The 16107-nt window shown below is 70.3% G+C and carries 11 protein-coding genes; 10 read left to right on the top strand and 1 reads right to left on the bottom strand.

Annotation, left to right across the window (positions count from 1 at the left end; all coding sequences use genetic code 11):
• The first annotated feature begins 135 nt into the window (after nt 1–135).
• The 4 genes from AC5RV6_RS05340 to AC5RV6_RS05325 are packed head-to-tail and all read left to right on the top strand — an operon-like array spanning nt 136 to nt 4417.
• Complete coding sequence (locus tag AC5RV6_RS05340) at nt 136–1569, top strand: ABC transporter substrate-binding protein (RefSeq protein WP_494006239.1); 1434 nt, start codon at nt 136–138, stop codon at nt 1567–1569.
• Nucleotides 1566–2498, top strand: a complete 933-nt coding sequence (locus AC5RV6_RS05335; RefSeq protein ID WP_494006238.1) for a carbohydrate ABC transporter permease — start codon at nt 1566–1568, stop codon at nt 2496–2498. Before AC5RV6_RS05340 ends, AC5RV6_RS05335 begins: the two co-directional genes overlap by 4 nt.
• A gap of 3 nt (nt 2499–2501) precedes the next feature.
• On the top strand, nt 2502–3389 hold the full coding sequence (locus AC5RV6_RS05330) for a carbohydrate ABC transporter permease (RefSeq protein WP_494006237.1): 888 nt from the start codon (nt 2502–2504) through the stop codon (nt 3387–3389).
• 17 nt (nt 3390–3406) lie between these two features.
• Nucleotides 3407–4417, top strand: a complete 1011-nt coding sequence (locus tag AC5RV6_RS05325) for an NAD(P)-dependent alcohol dehydrogenase (protein ID WP_494006627.1) — start codon at nt 3407–3409, stop codon at nt 4415–4417.
• Nucleotides 4418–4463: 46 nt separating this feature from the next.
• Here AC5RV6_RS05325 and AC5RV6_RS05320 read toward each other — a convergent pair whose 3' ends face one another.
• Nucleotides 4464–5681 (bottom strand): MFS transporter, encoded by a 1218-nt coding sequence (locus AC5RV6_RS05320; protein WP_494006236.1) that lies wholly within the window; start codon nt 5679–5681, stop codon nt 4464–4466.
• Between the two features lie 169 nt (nt 5682–5850).
• On the opposite strand from AC5RV6_RS05320, the gene AC5RV6_RS05315 reads away from it, so the two are divergent.
• The 6 genes from AC5RV6_RS05315 (at nt 5851) to AC5RV6_RS05290 (ending at nt 16104) form a co-directional block, all read left to right on the top strand.
• Nucleotides 5851–6462 carry a sugar O-acetyltransferase gene (locus AC5RV6_RS05315; protein ID WP_494006235.1) on the top strand — a complete coding sequence of 204 codons (612 nt, stop codon included), beginning with the start codon at nt 5851–5853 and terminating at the stop codon, nt 6460–6462.
• A gap of 189 nt (nt 6463–6651) precedes the next feature.
• Nucleotides 6652–8934: an alkaline phosphatase gene (locus AC5RV6_RS05310; RefSeq protein ID WP_494006234.1), complete on the top strand. Its 2283-nt coding sequence runs from the start codon at nt 6652–6654 to the stop codon at nt 8932–8934.
• A gap of 452 nt (nt 8935–9386) precedes the next feature.
• A complete protein-coding gene (locus tag AC5RV6_RS05305; RefSeq protein WP_494006233.1) occupies nt 9387–12680 on the top strand; it encodes a DUF5979 domain-containing protein in 3294 nt (1097 codons plus the stop codon).
• Between the two features lie 146 nt (nt 12681–12826).
• Nucleotides 12827–13342 carry a hypothetical protein gene (locus AC5RV6_RS05300; RefSeq protein ID WP_494006232.1) on the top strand — a complete coding sequence of 172 codons (516 nt, stop codon included), beginning with the start codon at nt 12827–12829 and terminating at the stop codon, nt 13340–13342.
• A gap of 85 nt (nt 13343–13427) precedes the next feature.
• Nucleotides 13428–14243: a GAP family protein gene (locus AC5RV6_RS05295; protein WP_494006231.1), complete on the top strand. Its 816-nt coding sequence runs from the start codon at nt 13428–13430 to the stop codon at nt 14241–14243.
• Between the two features lie 163 nt (nt 14244–14406).
• A complete protein-coding gene (locus AC5RV6_RS05290) occupies nt 14407–16104 on the top strand; it encodes a thiamine pyrophosphate-dependent enzyme (RefSeq protein WP_494006230.1) in 1698 nt (565 codons plus the stop codon).
• Nucleotides 16105–16107: the final 3 nt, after the last annotated feature.

Here is a 16107-nt window from a genome sequence, read left to right as displayed (position 1 = left end):
CCCCGTTCCCTGTACCGCGGGCTGGGCCTGCGGTGAATCCTGTGGCAGCGATACCCGGAAACGTCCGTCGCTGTTGCTTATGGGGAGTGTATAGGACTAGGGTCTGTGTTCAAATGAGCGCGAGCTAAATCACATGTGAGCGGTATCGGAAGCACTTCCGCCCGCCGGGGAGTGGAGGAGCGGATGCTGCAACGAGGCAGTAAGGGATCGGGGACGTCGCGCCGGAGCCGGGCGGGCCGGTGGACGGCGCTGGGCGCCGCCGCGGGACTGGCGCTCACCGGCTGCGCGTCCGGGGAAGCCGAAGCCCGCCCGGAGATCGTCGTCGCGATCGTGTCCAACCCGCAGATGCAGGACGCCATCTCGCTGCAGGAGGACTTCACCGAGAAGCACCCGGACATCGATGTGCGGTTTGTGTCCCTGCCGGAGAACGAGGCCCGGGCCAAGATCACCGCGTCCGTGGCCACCGGGGGCGGCGAGTTCGACGTCGTCATGATCTCCAACTACGAAACCCCGATGTGGGCCGAAAACGGCTGGCTCACCAACCTGCAGGACTACGCCGACACGACCGAGGGCTACGACCCCGACGACTTCGTGCCCACCATCCGCGAGGCCCTCAGCTACGAAGGGGAACTGTATTCGGTGCCGTTCTACGGCGAATCCTCGTTCCTCGCCTACCGCACCGATCTGTTCGAGGAAGCCGGCCTGGAAATGCCGGAAACCCCCACCTGGGAGCAGGTGCGCGGCTTCGCCGAGCAGCTGCACGATCCCGACGCCGGGTTCTCCGGCATCTGCCTGCGCGGCCTGGCCGGCTGGGGGGAAATCATGGCCCCGCTCAGCACGGTGATGAACACCTACGGCGGCCGCTGGTTCGACGCCGACTGGAACGCCGAGCTGGACAGCCCGGAGGTCGAGGCCGCCGTCACCGACTATGTGGAATTGGTCCGCAGCTACGGCCAGCCCGGCGCCGCCACCAGCGGCTACGGCGACTGCCTGACCCGCTACGCCCAAGGCGACGCGGCCATGTGGTACGACGCCACCGCCATGGTGTCGGCCATCGAGGATCCCGCGTCCTCCACCGTCGTCGGACGCACCGGCTACGTCCAGGCGCCGGTGCAGGAGACCGAAAGCGCCGGCTGGCTCTACAGCTGGTCCCTGGCCATACCCGCCACCAGCGACCAGAAGGACGCCGCCTGGGACTTCGTGTCCTGGATGACGGACAAGGACTACATGCGGCTGGTCGGCGAGGAGATCGGCTGGGAGCGGGTGCCGCCGGGCAGCCGGATGTCCACCTACGAGATTCCCGAATATGCCGAGGTGAGCTCCGCCTACTCGGAGCCCACCCTGCAGGCCATGGCCAGCGCGGCGCAGGAGACGAGCATGACCGAACCGGTGCCCTACCCGGGCCTGCAGTTCGTGGGCATCCCCGAATTCCAGGACCTCGGCACCCGGGTGGCGCAGCAGATCTCCGCAGCTGTCGCCGGGCAGAAGAGCGTGCCCGAGGCGTTGGAGCAGGCGCAGCAGTATGCCGAAACGGTCGGCGAAAGCTACCAGTCAGGAGAAGGCCGATGAGCACCGCCGTCGAGACGCTGCAGGCGCGCCGCAGCGCCGTCCGCCAGCGCAGCGTGTCCCGGGCCGAAGGCTGGCGGCGGCGCGGGCCGCTGCTGCCGGCGCTGATCTTCACGATCGTGGTGACCCAGATTCCGTTCCTGTTCACCATCTGGTACTCGCTGCAGAACTGGAACCTGCTGCGCCCGGGCAGCGAGCAGTTCGTCGGCCTGTCCAACTACGTCGACATCTTCGCCGACTCCACCTTCCGGGGCGCGGCGCTGAACAGCGTGCTCTTTACCCTTGGCTGCGTGTTCTTCGCGATGCTCCTGGGCATCGTGTTCGCCGTGCTGCTGGACCGCCCGTTCCGCGGCCGCGGCCTGGCCCGCACCCTGCTGATCACGCCGTTCCTGGTGATGCCGGTGGCCAACTCGCTGCTCTGGTCCGTGTCCATCCTCAACCCCACCTACGGGCTGATGAACTGGCTGATCGGACTGATCGGGATCCCGCCCGTCGACTGGACCAGCGCGCATCCGATCGTCTCGATCCTGATGTCGCTGGTCTGGCAGTGGACGCCGTTCATGATGCTGCTCGTGCTGGCCGGACTCCAGGCCCAGCCCAAGGACGTGCTGGAGGCGGCGCAGGTGGACGGCGCGGGCTGGTGGCGCACCTTCGTCTGGGTCACCCTGCCGCAGCTGCGCCGCTACATCGAACTCGGCGTGCTGCTCGGCGCCATCTACGTGGTCAACACCTTCGACCAGATCTACCTGATGACCGCCGGCGGGCCGGGCACGGCGAGTGCCAACCTTCCCTTCTACATCTACCAGCGCGCCTTCCTGGGCTTCGACATCGGCCAGGCCGCCGCCATGGGCGTGGTCGTGGTGGTGGCGACCATCGTCGTCGCCACGCTCGCCCTCCGCCTGATCTTCCGCAGCTTCGACGTAAAGGACTGATCCGTGGCCACCTCCACCGCTCCCGCCCCGTCGAGCCGGCCGGACTCGGCCGGCACCCCCGAACCGGCGCGCCGGCCGGCCCGGCGTGCACCGGCCTCGCTGCTCACGGCCCTGACCTGGATCCTCGCCGTCGGTTTCTTCTCCCCGGTGCTGTGGATGGTGCTCACCAGCTTCAAGCAGGAGTCCGCGGCGGCGTCGACGCCCCCGACCTTCGTCTTCGCGCCCACCCTGGACCAGTACCGGGCGGTGCTCGACGCCGGTGCCGGCTCCTACTTCCTCAATTCCGTGATCGCCACGGGCGTGTCCACGGTGCTGGTGGTCCTGCTGGCGGTGCCCGCCGCCTATGCGCTCAGCATCCGGCCGGTGAAAAAGACCTCCGACGTGCTGTTCTTCTTCATCTCCACCCGCATGCTGCCCGTGGTGGCCGTGATCATGCCGATCTACGTCATCGCGGGGCAGCTGAAGGTCCTCGACAACGTCTGGACCCTGGTGGTGCTGTACACCTCCATGAACCTGCCCATTGCCGTATGGATGATGCGCTCCTTCTTCCAGGAGGTCCCCGGCGAGGTGCTGGAAGCGGCGCAGATGGACGGCGCGGGGCTGCTGACGACGCTGCGTCGGGTCCTGATGCCCATGGTCGCCCCCGGGCTGGCCGCCACCGCGCTGATCTGCGTGATCTTCGCGTGGAACGAGTTCTTCTTCGCGCTGATCCTCACCGCCGGGAAGTCCGCCACCGTGCCCGTGTTCCTCGTCTCGCAGATGACCAGCGAAGGCCTGTTCCTGGCCCAGCTCTCCGCCGCGTCCGTCCTCGCGTCGCTGCCCGTTATCCTTGCCGGATGGATTGCACAGAAACAGCTGGTCCGGGGCCTGTCCATGGGCGCGGTGAAGTGACGCCGCTGCCCGAGGCGATGACCGCCAGCGTGCTGGACGGTCCCGGAAAGCTGCGCCTGGAGGAACGTCCCGTGCCCTCGCCCGGCCCCGGGGACGTGCTGGTGCGCATCCTTGCCGTCGGCGTCTGCGGCTCCGACACGCACTACTACCGGGAAGGCCGGATCGGGGACTTCGTGGTGGAGGAGCCGCTGGTGCTGGGCCACGAGCCCTCCGGCCGGATCGTGGCGCTCGGCCCCGGGGTCACAGACCGGCAGGTCGGCCAGCGCGTGTCCCTGGAACCGGGCATCCCGGCCCCGTACTCGCCGCAGACGCTCAGCGGACGGTACAACCTGGACCCCGACGTCCGGTTCTTCGCCACCCCGCCCGTGGATGGGGTGTTCTGCGAATACGCCGTCCATCCGGCGGCCTTCTGCCATCCGGTGCCCGACTCGGTCTCCGACGAGGCGGCGGCGCTGCTCGAACCGCTCAGCGTCGCCCTCGCCGCCCGCGCCGCCGGACAGATCGTGCTCGGCCAGCGGGTGCTGGTCGCGGGCGCCGGGCCGATCGGCCTGCTGATCAGCAGGGTCGCGCAGCTGGCCGGCGCCGTCGTGACGCTGACCGACACCCGGACGGACCGTCTGGAGGCGGCAGCACGCTACGGCGCCGCGGAAACCTTCACCCCGCAGGACGCGCCGCAGGCCTCGGCCCCCTGGCCCGGCGGCGGCTACGACGTGTTCATCGACGCGACCGGCGCCGAACCGGCCGTGCTCTCCGGGCTGGCCCGGCTCGCGCCGAGGGGCCGGGCGGTGCTCGTCGGCATGGGCGCCGACACCCTGGCGCTGCCGGTTCCGCTGCTGCAGAACCGCGAGCTGACCATCACCGGCACGTTCCGCTACGCGAACACCTGGCCCACCGCCGTCGAACTGGCTGCCCGCGGGCTGGTGGACCTGGACGGACTGGTCACCTCCCGGCACGGCCTGGACGACGTCGAGCAGGCCCTCACCGCCGGGGAGCGGCCGGGGGCGGTGAAGGCGGTCGTGGTTCCCTAGCCTGCCGGGCCCGGCCCGCGGTCCCGGGACCGCACTGGGGGCCGGTTCAGCCGATGACGCGGTTGCGGCCCACGAGCAGCGCCACCACGCACAGCACCGCCATCACGGCGGCGGTGGCCACCAGGGAGGGGGTCCAGCTGCCGGTCGCGTCGTACAGGGCGCCGAAGCCGATCGGACCGAGGGCGGCGAGTCCGTAGCCCAGCGACTGCGCCATGCCGGAGAGCGACGCCGCCTGGCCCGGGCTGGAGGTCCGCAGGCTGAACAGCGACAGGGCCGTGACGATCAGGGCGCCGCCGGCCGCCGCGCCGCAGACCACCCAGACCAGCACCACCTGGGGAAAGGCGGCCAGCCCGGCAAACGCGACGGCGGCCAGCACCGAGGAGCCCACCGCCACCGCCCGCTGGTCGGCGAACCGGTGCAGCAGGGCGCCGGCCACAAGGCTGGCCGCCATGCCCACCAGCAGGAAAATGGCGGTGTGCAGGCCGGCTTCGGCCTCGCTGATGCCGAAGCTGTGCTCGATGCTGGGCAGCCAGGCCATGAACACGTAGAAGGAAATGGACTGCAGGCCCATGAACGCCGTCACCTGCCACCCGAGCAGGCTGCGCCAGGGCGAACGCCCGGCACCCTCGACGGCCGCCGTCGGCGCCGGCGGTTCCCGCCGCAGCACCCGGGGCAGCAGCGCCGCCAGGGCCAGCAGCGCGACGCCGGCCCACACCCCGAGCGCCAGCCTCCAGCCGTCAGGGGTGGTGCCGGCGATGGGCACCACGAGCGCCGTGCCGACGGCGGCGGCCGCGCTCTGCGCGCTGCTGTAGATGCCGGTGACCTGGCTGACGCGCTCGGGGAAGTCCCGCTTGCCCAGCGAGGGCAGCAGGACGTTCAGGAAGGCAATGGCGATGCCGATGACGGCGGTTCCGGCCCAGATGGCGCCGGGCACGGGCAGGGAACGGCCCACGATGCCGGCGGCGAGCAGCAGCAGGGACAGCCACAGCGCACGGTCCAGGCCTACCCCGCGGGCCAGCGGCGGCGCGAGGGGCGAGAACAGGGCGAAGGCAATGAGCGGCAGCCCGGTGAGCAGGCCGGCCTGGCTGCTGGTCAGGTCCAGGTCCGTGCTGATGCTGCCCAGCAGCGGCCCGACGCTGACGAAACCCACCCGCAGGTTCACGGCAATCAGCAGCACCCCCAGCAGGGCCAGGCCGAGCCGTGCCCGCTGCACCCCGCCGTCGGCCGTTGCCGCCGCGCCGCCGGCGCCCCTGTTCTCCGTCACCGCCATTGCTTCCGTCTCCGTCTCTGGCTCCCCGGCACGGTTCCGGTGCCGACCGGCTCGACGTTAGCCCACGCGATCGGGGAAGACTAACCTTGGGCGGACACGCCGGAAATGCGTCGGCCGGAACGCTTCCCCGGCCCGGCAGGGGGCACCACGAGGAGAGACCCGAATGCAGCACTTTCCCGATGATCCGCGCTCGATGCGTGAACGCATGCTGGCCGGAGACCTGTATATCGCCGACGATCCTGAGCTTGCCCGGGACAGCCGCCGGGCCATCGCCCTCTCCGACCGCTACAACCGGACCTGGCCGCAGGACCCGGCCGCCGCGGCGCCGCTGCTCAGGGAACTGCTGGGCGGCCTGGGCGAGGGGACCGAAGTGCGGCCGCCCCTGTACGTCGACTACGGGCGGTACCTGAGCATCGGTGCGCGCAGCTTCGTCAACTACAACCTGACGGCCCTGGACGTGGCCCCGATCAGCATCGGCGACGACGTCCAGATCGGCCCGAACGTGCAGCTGCTGACCCCCACGCATCCCGTGGAGCCCGGCCCCCGCCGCGACAAGCTCGAGGCGGCCGCGCCGATTTCGATCGGGAACAACGTGTGGCTGGGCGGCGGCGTCATTGTGCTGGCCGGAGTCAGCATCGGCGACAACACCGTGGTGGGCGCCGGCGCCGTCGTGACCAGGGACCTGCCCGCCAACGTCGTGGCCGTCGGCAACCCGGCCCGGATCGTGCGTCGGCTGGACGGGCCGGACGCGGGGCCGCACTCCGGCGCCGGCTGACGGATCCGCCGCCCGGAGCGCCGGAACGGCACCGCCGCTGTTGACAGGCCGCGCAGGCGAACTGGCAGGGTGGCCCCCGCGGACGGCAGGCGGGGGAGCCCGGCGTCACGGCGGGGTGGGGGAGCGCAGCGTCCGCAGGAGCATTCATCCCTGCCCTCGCGGGCACGCACACTCCCAAGGCGGATTTCCATGAACAGAACACGAACGGCACTGGCAACGACGGCGGTGGCGGCGCTCCTGCTGGCCGGCTGCGGCACGGGCAGTGTGCCCGGCACATCCGGGGAGGGCCGCGGCGGCCCTCCGGGTCAGGACCACGGCGGCGGCCACGGCGGGAACGGCGACGACGGCGCGGCCCGCAACGTGATCCTGATGGTCGGGGACGGCATGGGTGCCGCGGCCCGGGACCTGATCCGGCTGGGCACGGTGGGCCTCAGCGGGGAACTCGAAATGGACTCGCTGCCCGTGGAGGGCCGCGCGCACACCAACTCCGCGGACCCGGAAACGTTCGTCACCGACTCGGCCGCGGCGGCCACCTCGATGGCCACCGGCGTGAAGACCTACAACGGCGCGATCGGCATGGACCTGGCCCGGCAGCCGGTGCCCACGGCCCTGGAGGTTGCCGAGGAGCTGGGCAAGGCCACCGGCCTGGTCACCACCAGCCTGGTCACCGACGCCACGCCGGCCGCCTTCGGCTCCCACGTGCTGGACCGGGACGAGCAGAGCGAGATTGCCCGCCAGTTCCTCGAGTCCTCCCGCCCGGAGGTCATCCTCGGCGGCGGCGAGGACTACTGGTATCCGGCGGGCAACCCGGGCGCCTTCCCGGACAACCCGCCTGAGGACCCGTCCGAGGAAAGCCAGGGCAGCGCCGGGAACCTGGTGGAGCGGGCACGGGACCTCGGCTACGACTACGTGACCGACGCCGAACAGCTGGCGGCGGCCGACGGCGACCGGCTGCTGGGCCTGTTCGCGAACCAGGAGATGTTCCAGTACGGCGACGACGTCGAGGAATCCTACGCTCCCACGGTGCCGCTGACGGAGATGACCGCCAAGGCCCTCGACGTGCTCTCCGCGGCGGAGGACGGCTTCTTCCTCCTGGTGGAGGAGGAGGGCATCGACTCGATGGCCCACGTCAACGACGCCGCGCTCACCCTGGCCTCGGGGGCCCAGTTCGACCGCGCCGTCGGGCTGGCCCGGGATTTTGCCGAGCAGGACGGCGAGACCCTGGTGATCGTCGTCGGCGACCATGAGACCGGCGGGCTGACCATCGAATCGCTGGACGATCCGGACAACCCCGATGAGGGCGGCGACGGCCCGTCGGCCGAGGACGGGCCGCTCGACGTCGCGAACTCCGACCAGCAGTTCATGGTCGACTGGACCACCGAAGGCCACTCCGCGGTGGACGTGCCGCTGACCGCGATGGGCCCCGGCTCCGAGGAACTCGACGGGGTCTACGAGAACACCCGGATCTTCGAAGCCATGGCGGCGGCGATGCGCGCAGGAGCCGACGACGGCGGGGACGGTGGCAGCGGCAGCCCCGGCGTCGGGCAGCGACAGCGGTTCGACCTGCAGTCCCACCGCGGCGGGCGCGGCGAGTACACCGAGGAATCGCTGACCGCCTTCGCCCGCTCCCTGGAACTCGGCGTGAGCACCCTGGAACTGGACACCCACCTCACGGAGGACGGACGGGTGGTGGTCTGGCACGACGACATCATCCAGCCGGAAAAATGCCGGGACACCGCACCGGCAACCCCGGGTGACGTCGAGTACCCCTACGTCGGTGACCGGGTGGCGGCCCTGACCCTGGCCCAGGTGAAGACCCTGGACTGCGGCTACCGGCAGCTGCCCGGATATCCCCAGCAGCAGGTGGTCGAGGGCAACCGGATCGCGGAGCTGCGGGACGTCTATGCCCTCGCTGACGGCTACGGGGCCCGGAAGGTGCGGTTCAACGTGGAGACCAAGGTCGAGGACGGGCAGGCCGGCGGTCCGGGCATGGCGGCCCTCACCCAAGCCGTCGTCGAGGAGGTCCGCGCGGCGGACGCGGAGCGGCGCACCACCATCCAATCCTTCGACTGGAACGCCCTGAACCTGGTCCGGGACATCGCTCCCGAGCTGCGCACCGTGGCGCTGGCCGACCCTGCGTCGCTCGGCGTCGGCCAGCCGGGCACCGTGCCGGAACTGGGCGGCATCGACATCGACGACTTCGGCGGATCGGTGGTGCGCGCGGCGCATGCCCAGGGCTACGACGTCGTCTCACCCATTTACACCAGCGTGGATGAGGCGATGATCCGCGACGCACGTCGGCTCGGCCTGCCGGTGATTCCCTGGACCGTCAACGAGGAGGCCGACATGGTCCGGATGATCGAGCTCGGAGTGTCCGGCATCATCACCGACTACCCCACAAGGCTGCGCGGCGTCATGGAGGACCTCGGCCTCAAGCTGCCGCGGGCCTACCCCGCCCCTTACGAGTCCTGATCCCGGCCGCCCGAATGGCCGGCATGGCCGGCATGGAGGCACTGCCCACCGTGCTCCCAGAAACCGTCCAGCCGAAAATCGTACGTTGGATGCAGGGCCGAACCCCGTTCCCCGGTCGCAGCCATGGGGGTCCGGCCCTGCCACAGGGCTTGGGTGGCTAAGCGGTCGCCCCGCTCCGCTGGTTGTCACACACAAGGATGCCCCGACCGTTCCGGAAGACCGGTCGGGGCATCTTGCTGCCCGGGGACATGCCGATCAGGGGCCGGCGGCACCAGTTCCGCCGTCTGCTCTTCTGGTGTCGTGCCGCCGCCGTTAGCGTCTGGGGTTCCGAGCGTCTCACCAGCGCTTAGTTTCAACCCGAGGCAGGCACCCTTATGGCATCGTCACTCCCTTTCGCGCGGTCGGGCCCGCGGCCGGTCCTCAGCCGCTCCAACGGTCTTCGCTCACTGCTCGTGGCACTGCTGGCACTGTTCCTGGTCGCCGCGCCGCTCGGCGTCCCCGCCGGAGCCATCTTCGAGCGCGAGCGTCCACGCGGTAACCCCATCGTGGAAGGGCCCAATACGGACCTCATCATCACCCGGACCGGGGAGGGCCAGAGACTGACCGGAGCGCTGCCTCCCGTGGGCAGCACCTGGCCCGTCAACCAGTACCCGACGTCCATCCCCTCGGGCTACCAGACCGACAACGTGGACTTTGCCGGCGTGATCTATGCCCAGGACGTGGAGAGCACGGAGGAAGTGCCCACGTACTGCATCGACATCCGCACCTCCACCCGGGTGGACATCGGCTACGAGAACGGCACCTGGAGCGAGGCCAACGTCCCCAACGTCGGCTACGTGGCCCGGATCCTGAACTCCTACTACCCGGCGGTCCCCGGCCAGCCCGCCGGGTTGAACAACAACCAGCGTGCGGCCGCCGTGCAGGCGGCCATCTGGTTCTTCAGCGACGGCTACGTGGTCAACCCCTCCAACCCGCTCTATTCGGCGGTCCAGGCGATCGTGAACGACACCATCGCCGCCGGGCCGCTGGCGGAGCCCGAGGCCCCTGATGTCAACATCGACCCGCCCACCGCGGAGGGCCCGGTGACCGGCCTCACCGGCCCCTACACGCTGACCGCGGAAGACGGCGCCACGCTGACGGTGGCCGTGTCCGAGGGGTACAGCCTGTACTCCGATGCAGCCGGTACGCAGCCGCTGCCGGAAACCGTCCCCTCGGGCACCCAGGTCTGGGTGCGCAGCGACACCGGCAGTACGGAGCCCGCCGTGATCACGGCCAGGGCGGTGGTCACGGTGCAGAGCGGCAACGTCTTCCTCTACGACGGCAACACGACGGGGGTGCCGGACGCGCAGAAGCTGATCCTTGCCGCCACCCGGGATATCTCCGCCACCGCCGAGGCCACCGCGGAGTTCTTCGCCGTCGGAGGCCTGACCGTCACCAAGAGCATCGCCGGGGAAGCAGCGGGCCAGCAGGGTGCGGTGACCATCGCCGTCGACTGCGGCGACGACGGCCAGTTCACCCTTAACGTGCCCGCCGAAACCACGGCAGACACCTCCCAGACCTTCACCGGGATCCGTGCAGGCGCAGTCTGCACCATTACCGAGCCGGTTACGGGGGCGACCGACACCGTGCTGGTCACTCCCTCGATTCCCGCGCCGGTGACCATCACCGCGGACACGACGGCGACGGCAACGGTCATCGATACCTACACCTTCGCGCCGGGAACCCTGGTCGTGGAGAAACTGTTCACCGGTGACGCCGTGGGCAACCAGGGACAGATCGTGCTCAACGTCGTGTGCACCAACGGGCTGGACACCACAGTGACCATCCCCGCAGGCCAGGCCGAGACCTTCACCGCTGAGTTCGGCGACCTTCCGGCCGGCACCTCCTGCACCGTCACGGAACCCACCACCGGAAGTACGACGGAAGTCACCGTCACCCCCACCCTGCCGGCGGCCGTCACCATTCCGGCGGCAGGCAGCGTCACGGCCACGGTCAGCAACGCCACGGCCTTCAACCCCGGCGTCATCGCGGTCGACAAGGTCATTGCCGGCCCGGCAGCGGGCCAGCAGGGCCCGGTCGTCCTCGCCCTGACCTGCACCAGCGGCGGCGCAACCGTCCTGACGGAAACCATCACCATCCCCGCCGGCGCCACCGGCACGGTCCGCAACGACTATGAGGGCGTGCCCGCGGGAGCGTCCTGTTCGGTGACGGAGACCAGCAGCGGGGCGACCGCCGCCGTCGGGGTCGCCACCGAAATCACCGGTCCGGTCACCATCCCGGCCGGCGGCGGAGCGGAAATCACCGTCACGGACACCTACACCCTGAACCCGGGCAGCATCACGGTGGCCAAGGCCCTGGCCGGGCCTGCCGTGGGCCAGCAGGGTCCCGTGACCCTCCGGGTCATCTGCACCGCCGACGGCGCCGTCGTGCTCGACGAGACCGTGGAGCTCGCCGCCCAGGCAGTGGCAGGTACCTCCGAGACGTTCCCGAACGTGCCGGCCAACGCCTCCTGCGCCGTCACCGAACCAGCCACCGGGGAAACCGTGCAGGTCGCGGTGGACGTCGACCTGCCCGACACGGTGACCATTCCCGCCGGCGGTACGGTCACGGCCACGGCGACGGACACCTACACCCTGAAAGACGGCCTTCTCCAGGTGGTCAAGACCATCGACGGTGAAGCGGCGGGGCTGCAGGAGGGGATTGAAATCGACGTCAGCTGCGGTCCCGACGGGTCCGTGCTGCTCCAGACCTGGACGATCCAGCCCGGAAGCACCGGCGAAAACGTCTCCGAGTACCGCAACATACCTGCCGGCACCGAGTGCACGGTCACGGAAGTCACGGCCGGCACCACCCCCGCAATCACGGTGGTGATCGTGGAGCCGGACCCGGTGGCCGTGCCGCCCGGTGAACGGATCCAGGTGCGGGTGTCCGACACCTACAGCTTCGCTCCCGGAACCCTGGCCGTGAACAAGGTCTTTGCCGGGGCAGCGGCAGGCGGGCAGGGCGATGTGCAGCTTGAGGTGCTGTGCACCCTCAACGACGAAGAGGTGCTGTCCGAAACGGTGGACATCCCCGCCGGGGAGACGGAAACGTTCCAAACCGCCTTTGAGGACGTCCCTGCCGGAGCGGAATGCTCGGTGACCGAACCGGTCACCGGCGCCACCGAAACCGTCAGCGTTCTGACCGACCTGCCCGATCCGGTCACCATCCCGGCCGGCGACGGAGCGGAGCTGACCGTGACGAACACGTACGGGTTCGGCCCGGGGATTCTCGCGGTCACCAAGACGATCGCCGGGGCGGCCGCGGGAGAACAGGCGGAAGTGATCATCGACGTCCGCTGCACGGTCGGCGAGGAACCCAGCCTGACGGCGACGGTCACCGTGCCGGCCGGCACCACGGGCAGCTTCAGCCAGGAGTTTCCGGGCGTGCCGGCAGGCTCGGAATGCGCGGTGACGGAGACCGCGGACGGGCGCACCGAAACGGTCAGCGTGGAAACCGTGCTGCCGGCCGCCGTCACGGTGCCGGCGGCCGGCAGGGCCGAGCTGGCGGTGGTCAACACCTACGCCACCGACGTCAGGCCGGCGCCCGCGCCCCGGCCGCGGCCGGAACAGCCGGGAAACCTTCCGGACACCGGCAGCAGCGGGGTGGGCCTGGCGTTCTCGATCGGCGCCGGGGCACTGTTGCTGGGAAGCGTGCTCCTGGCCGCGGTCCGGCGGCGGCGGGGGACCACAGGTGAGGACCTCTAGCCGCTGAACGGCAGGAAGCGGGCGGCCCGGGAGCCGCCCGCTTCCTCCCGTCCCACCGGCCCCGGCAACCGGGAGACAAACCACGGGCCGGGGCGCATACTGGTGCGGTCCGATACGACCGGACACGACGGGGCGGTGGAAGAGCAGTGGAACGCGAAGGCCGAACGAAGACCGCCTCCGGCCTGCCTGAAAAGCCATCGGGCCGCCGTCCCACGCGTGCCGGAACCCCGGCGGCCGGCGGGCCGCCCGGCAGGGCGCGGGCCCTGGACCTCGCGGCGGGACTCTTCGCGGTTGCGGCGGCGCTGCCGACCCTGCTGCTGTGGGGGATCATTCTCGGTCCGGTGCCCACTGAACCGACCGCGGAGGAGATGCTGTCCCTCACCGCGGGTGCGGGCGGATTCGGGGCGCTGGGCAGCGGCCTGGTCCTTGCCGCCGCCGCGCTGATGCCGGCACCCGTATCCGAGGCGTCCCGGCCCGCCCATCACCGGCGGATATGCGCCGCCGCCGCCGGCTCGGCGGCTCTCTGCCTGCTCGCCAACCTGATGCGCCACGTCATCTGGGAAACCGACCGGATCGTTGTTCCGGTCCTGGCCGTCTGCTCGGCTGCGTTGGTTCTGGCCCTGATCTCCGGAATCTCCGGACGGATGGAACGCGCCGGCTGAGCCCGGAGGTCCCTCCTCCTTTTGACGGATGGGGGACCTCCTTTTGACGGACGACGGCGACCCGGAGGCTTCCTAGGCTTGCGGCATGAGCATCACACTCCTGGGCGTCCTGGCCCTCCTGGCGCTGATTGATTCGACCAGCTTCGGCACTCTGCTGATTCCCATCTGGCTGATGATGGCGCCCGGGCGGCTGCGGCCGGGCCGGGTCCTGCTCTTCCTCGGCGTGGTGGCGGCCTTCTACCTTGCCCTTGGCCTGGCCCTGGCCGGCGGCCTCATGATGATTCCCTGGCAGGACGGCGGGTTCGAGGTCCGTACCCTGTTCGAGGAACGGCCCACGGCACTGATCCTGCTGGCGGGCGGCGCAGGCCTGCTCGCCTGGAGCTTCCAGCTGGAGTCGAAGGCAAAGCGGGACAAAGCTGCCCGGCAGGCGGCGGAAGTCCGGACGACGGCCACACAGCAGGCCCCCGACGCCGGGCCCCCGCATGCTTCCACGCCCGCCGCGGCGCCGCCGCTGCCGGGCCGGCTTGGCCGCTGGCGGCAGCGCGCCGTCGGGCAGGGCGGAACCGGGGGAGCGGGGGCGCTTGCCGGCCTGGCCCTGGCGGCCGCCGGGCTGGAAGCAGCCAGCATGCTGCCCTATCTGGCCGCCATCGGTCTGATCACAGGCTCGGGAGCCGGATGGCCGCTGACCGGCGGAGTCCTGGCTGCCTACTGCGCGGTCATGGTGCTGCCCGCCCTGCTGCTGCTGGCGGCACGGATACTGGCCGCGCGCCGCATGGAGCCGGTGCTGCGGCGGCTGGACGACTGGCTCACCCGCAACGCCGCGAACACGCTGTCCTGGGTGGTCGGAGCGCTGGGCGTGATCCTCATTGTCAACAGCGTGGACGGTGCCCTCAATGCATGATGCAGGGCACCGCCCTGCTGCGGGCAGCCGCCGGATAAGCCCGGGTTCGTGACGCAACAAAGCGGTCGATAGGTGTGCCCGGGCTAACATGCTCGAAAATACCGAGTTATCACCGACCCCCGGCCGGCCGCGTCCGGACGGGGCAGATCTGCGAGGACACGACATGGCAACGGAGCCCCTGGAACAGCCGACCCTGGAGGCGGACGCCCTGCGCGCCGCAGCCCCCGCAGCCACCAAATCGGCGGGCCACATCATCGTGGATGCCCTGGCGGCCCACGGTGTGAAGCGGGCGTACGTCGTCCCGGGGGAAAGCTACCTTGACGTGCTCGACGGCCTGCACGACTCCGCGATCGAGACCATCGTCTGCCGGCATGAAGGCGGTGCGGCCTACATGGCCGAGGCGGACGGAAAAATGAACCAGGTGCCCGGCGTGGCCATGGTGACCCGCGGCCCGGGTGCCGCCAACGCCCATGTGGGACTCCATACCGCGTGGCAGGACTCGACTCCCATGGTGCTGTTCGTCGGCCTGATTCCGTTCCAGCACCGGGACCGGGAGGCCTTCCAGGAGTTCGACATCAAGGCCTGGTTCGACACCGGAGCCAAGCGCGTCATGGTCCTGGACCACCCCGAGCGTGCCTCCGAGATCGTCGCCGAAGCCATGTTCGCCGCCAGCAGCGGCCGGCCCGGCCCCGTCGTCGTCGGCCTGCCCGAGGACGTGATCCGAATGCAGGTGGATCCCACCCCGCATCCGGTCATCCCGGTCGCGCCGGGCGGCATGACCGTCACGGACTGGAAGGCCCTGCGGGATGCGCTCATGGAGTCGGAGAAGCCCCTGTTCGTCACCGGCGGCAATGACTGGACCCAGGAAGGCGTGGATGAGCTGACCCGCTGGCTGGAGGAACACCACATCGCGGCCGCGGTGGAATGGCGCTGCGAGGGCAACATTCCGTTCAGCTCGCCCAGCTATGTGGGACCGATCGGCTACGGCCGGCCCAAGCCCACCTACGACCTCCTCGAGGAGACGGACCTGCTGGTCTTTGTGGGCACCGTGCCCGGTGACGTGATCACCGACGGCTTCATCATCCGCCAGGACTGGGCGCGGAAGAACTTCCTGGTCACCATCGATCCCTCGCTGCGCGGCCGCTCCGGCGCCGTGTCCTGGCAGATCGTGGCCAAGCCCGACGTCTTCGTGAGGGATCTCGTGAAGATGGACCTGCCCGTGCGGGACGAATGGCGGGCCTTCACCGAGCGGATGCGCTCCGAGCAGGAGAAGTTCGCGGCGCTGCCGCCTGCCGAGCCCGCCGAGGGCCGCGCCCGGATGGACACGCTCATGGCCAACCTCGTCCCGACGCTGCCCGAGGACGCCGTCGTGACGTTGGGCGCCGGCGAGCACACGAACTGGGCGCACCGGTACTTCCCGGCCGAGCGGTTCGCCTCCATGATCAGCGCCCGCAACGGTTCCATGGGATATTCGGTGCCGTCCGCGATCGCCGCCTCGCTGAACTTCCCGGGGCGCCGGGTGGTCACCATCGCCGGCGACGGCGAGTTCCTGATGAACGGGCAGGAGCTGGCCACCGCCGCCCAGTACGGTGCGACGCCGCTGGTGGTCGTCATGGACAACCAGGAATACGGAACCATCCGCACCCATCAGGAGCGGCACTATCCGGAACGGGTTTCGGGCACGCAGCTGAAGAACCCGGACTTCGCGGCCATGGCCCGGGCCTTCGGCGGCTGGGGGATCCGGGTCGAACAGGACAGCGAGGTGCCCGGCGCCGTCCGCGATGCCCTGCAGGCCATCGACGAGACAGGCACCTTCGCGCTGATCCACCTCATCGTGGACCAGCGGGTCAAGGCGTACTGACCG

The organism is Arthrobacter saudimassiliensis, assembly GCF_059090665.1.
Note: the sequence above shows the minus strand (reverse complement) of the source record. Positions and strands in the feature narration are given on the sequence as shown.

Excerpts from the sequence above, each read along its gene's own strand:
- AC5RV6_RS05335 (WP_494006238.1), top strand. The coding sequence starts at position 1,566 with ATGAGCACCGCCGTCGAGACGCTGCAGGCGCGCCGCAGCGCCGTCCGC.
- AC5RV6_RS05325 (WP_494006627.1), top strand. The coding sequence starts at position 3,407 with ATGACCGCCAGCGTGCTGGACGGTCCCGGAAAGCTGCGCCTGGAGGAA.
- AC5RV6_RS05315 (WP_494006235.1), top strand. The coding sequence starts at position 5,851 with ATGCAGCACTTTCCCGATGATCCGCGCTCGATGCGTGAACGCATGCTG.
- AC5RV6_RS05310 (WP_494006234.1), top strand. The coding sequence starts at position 6,652 with ATGAACAGAACACGAACGGCACTGGCAACGACGGCGGTGGCGGCGCTC.
- AC5RV6_RS05295 (WP_494006231.1), top strand. The coding sequence starts at position 13,428 with ATGAGCATCACACTCCTGGGCGTCCTGGCCCTCCTGGCGCTGATTGAT.
- AC5RV6_RS05290 (WP_494006230.1), top strand. The coding sequence starts at position 14,407 with ATGGCAACGGAGCCCCTGGAACAGCCGACCCTGGAGGCGGACGCCCTG.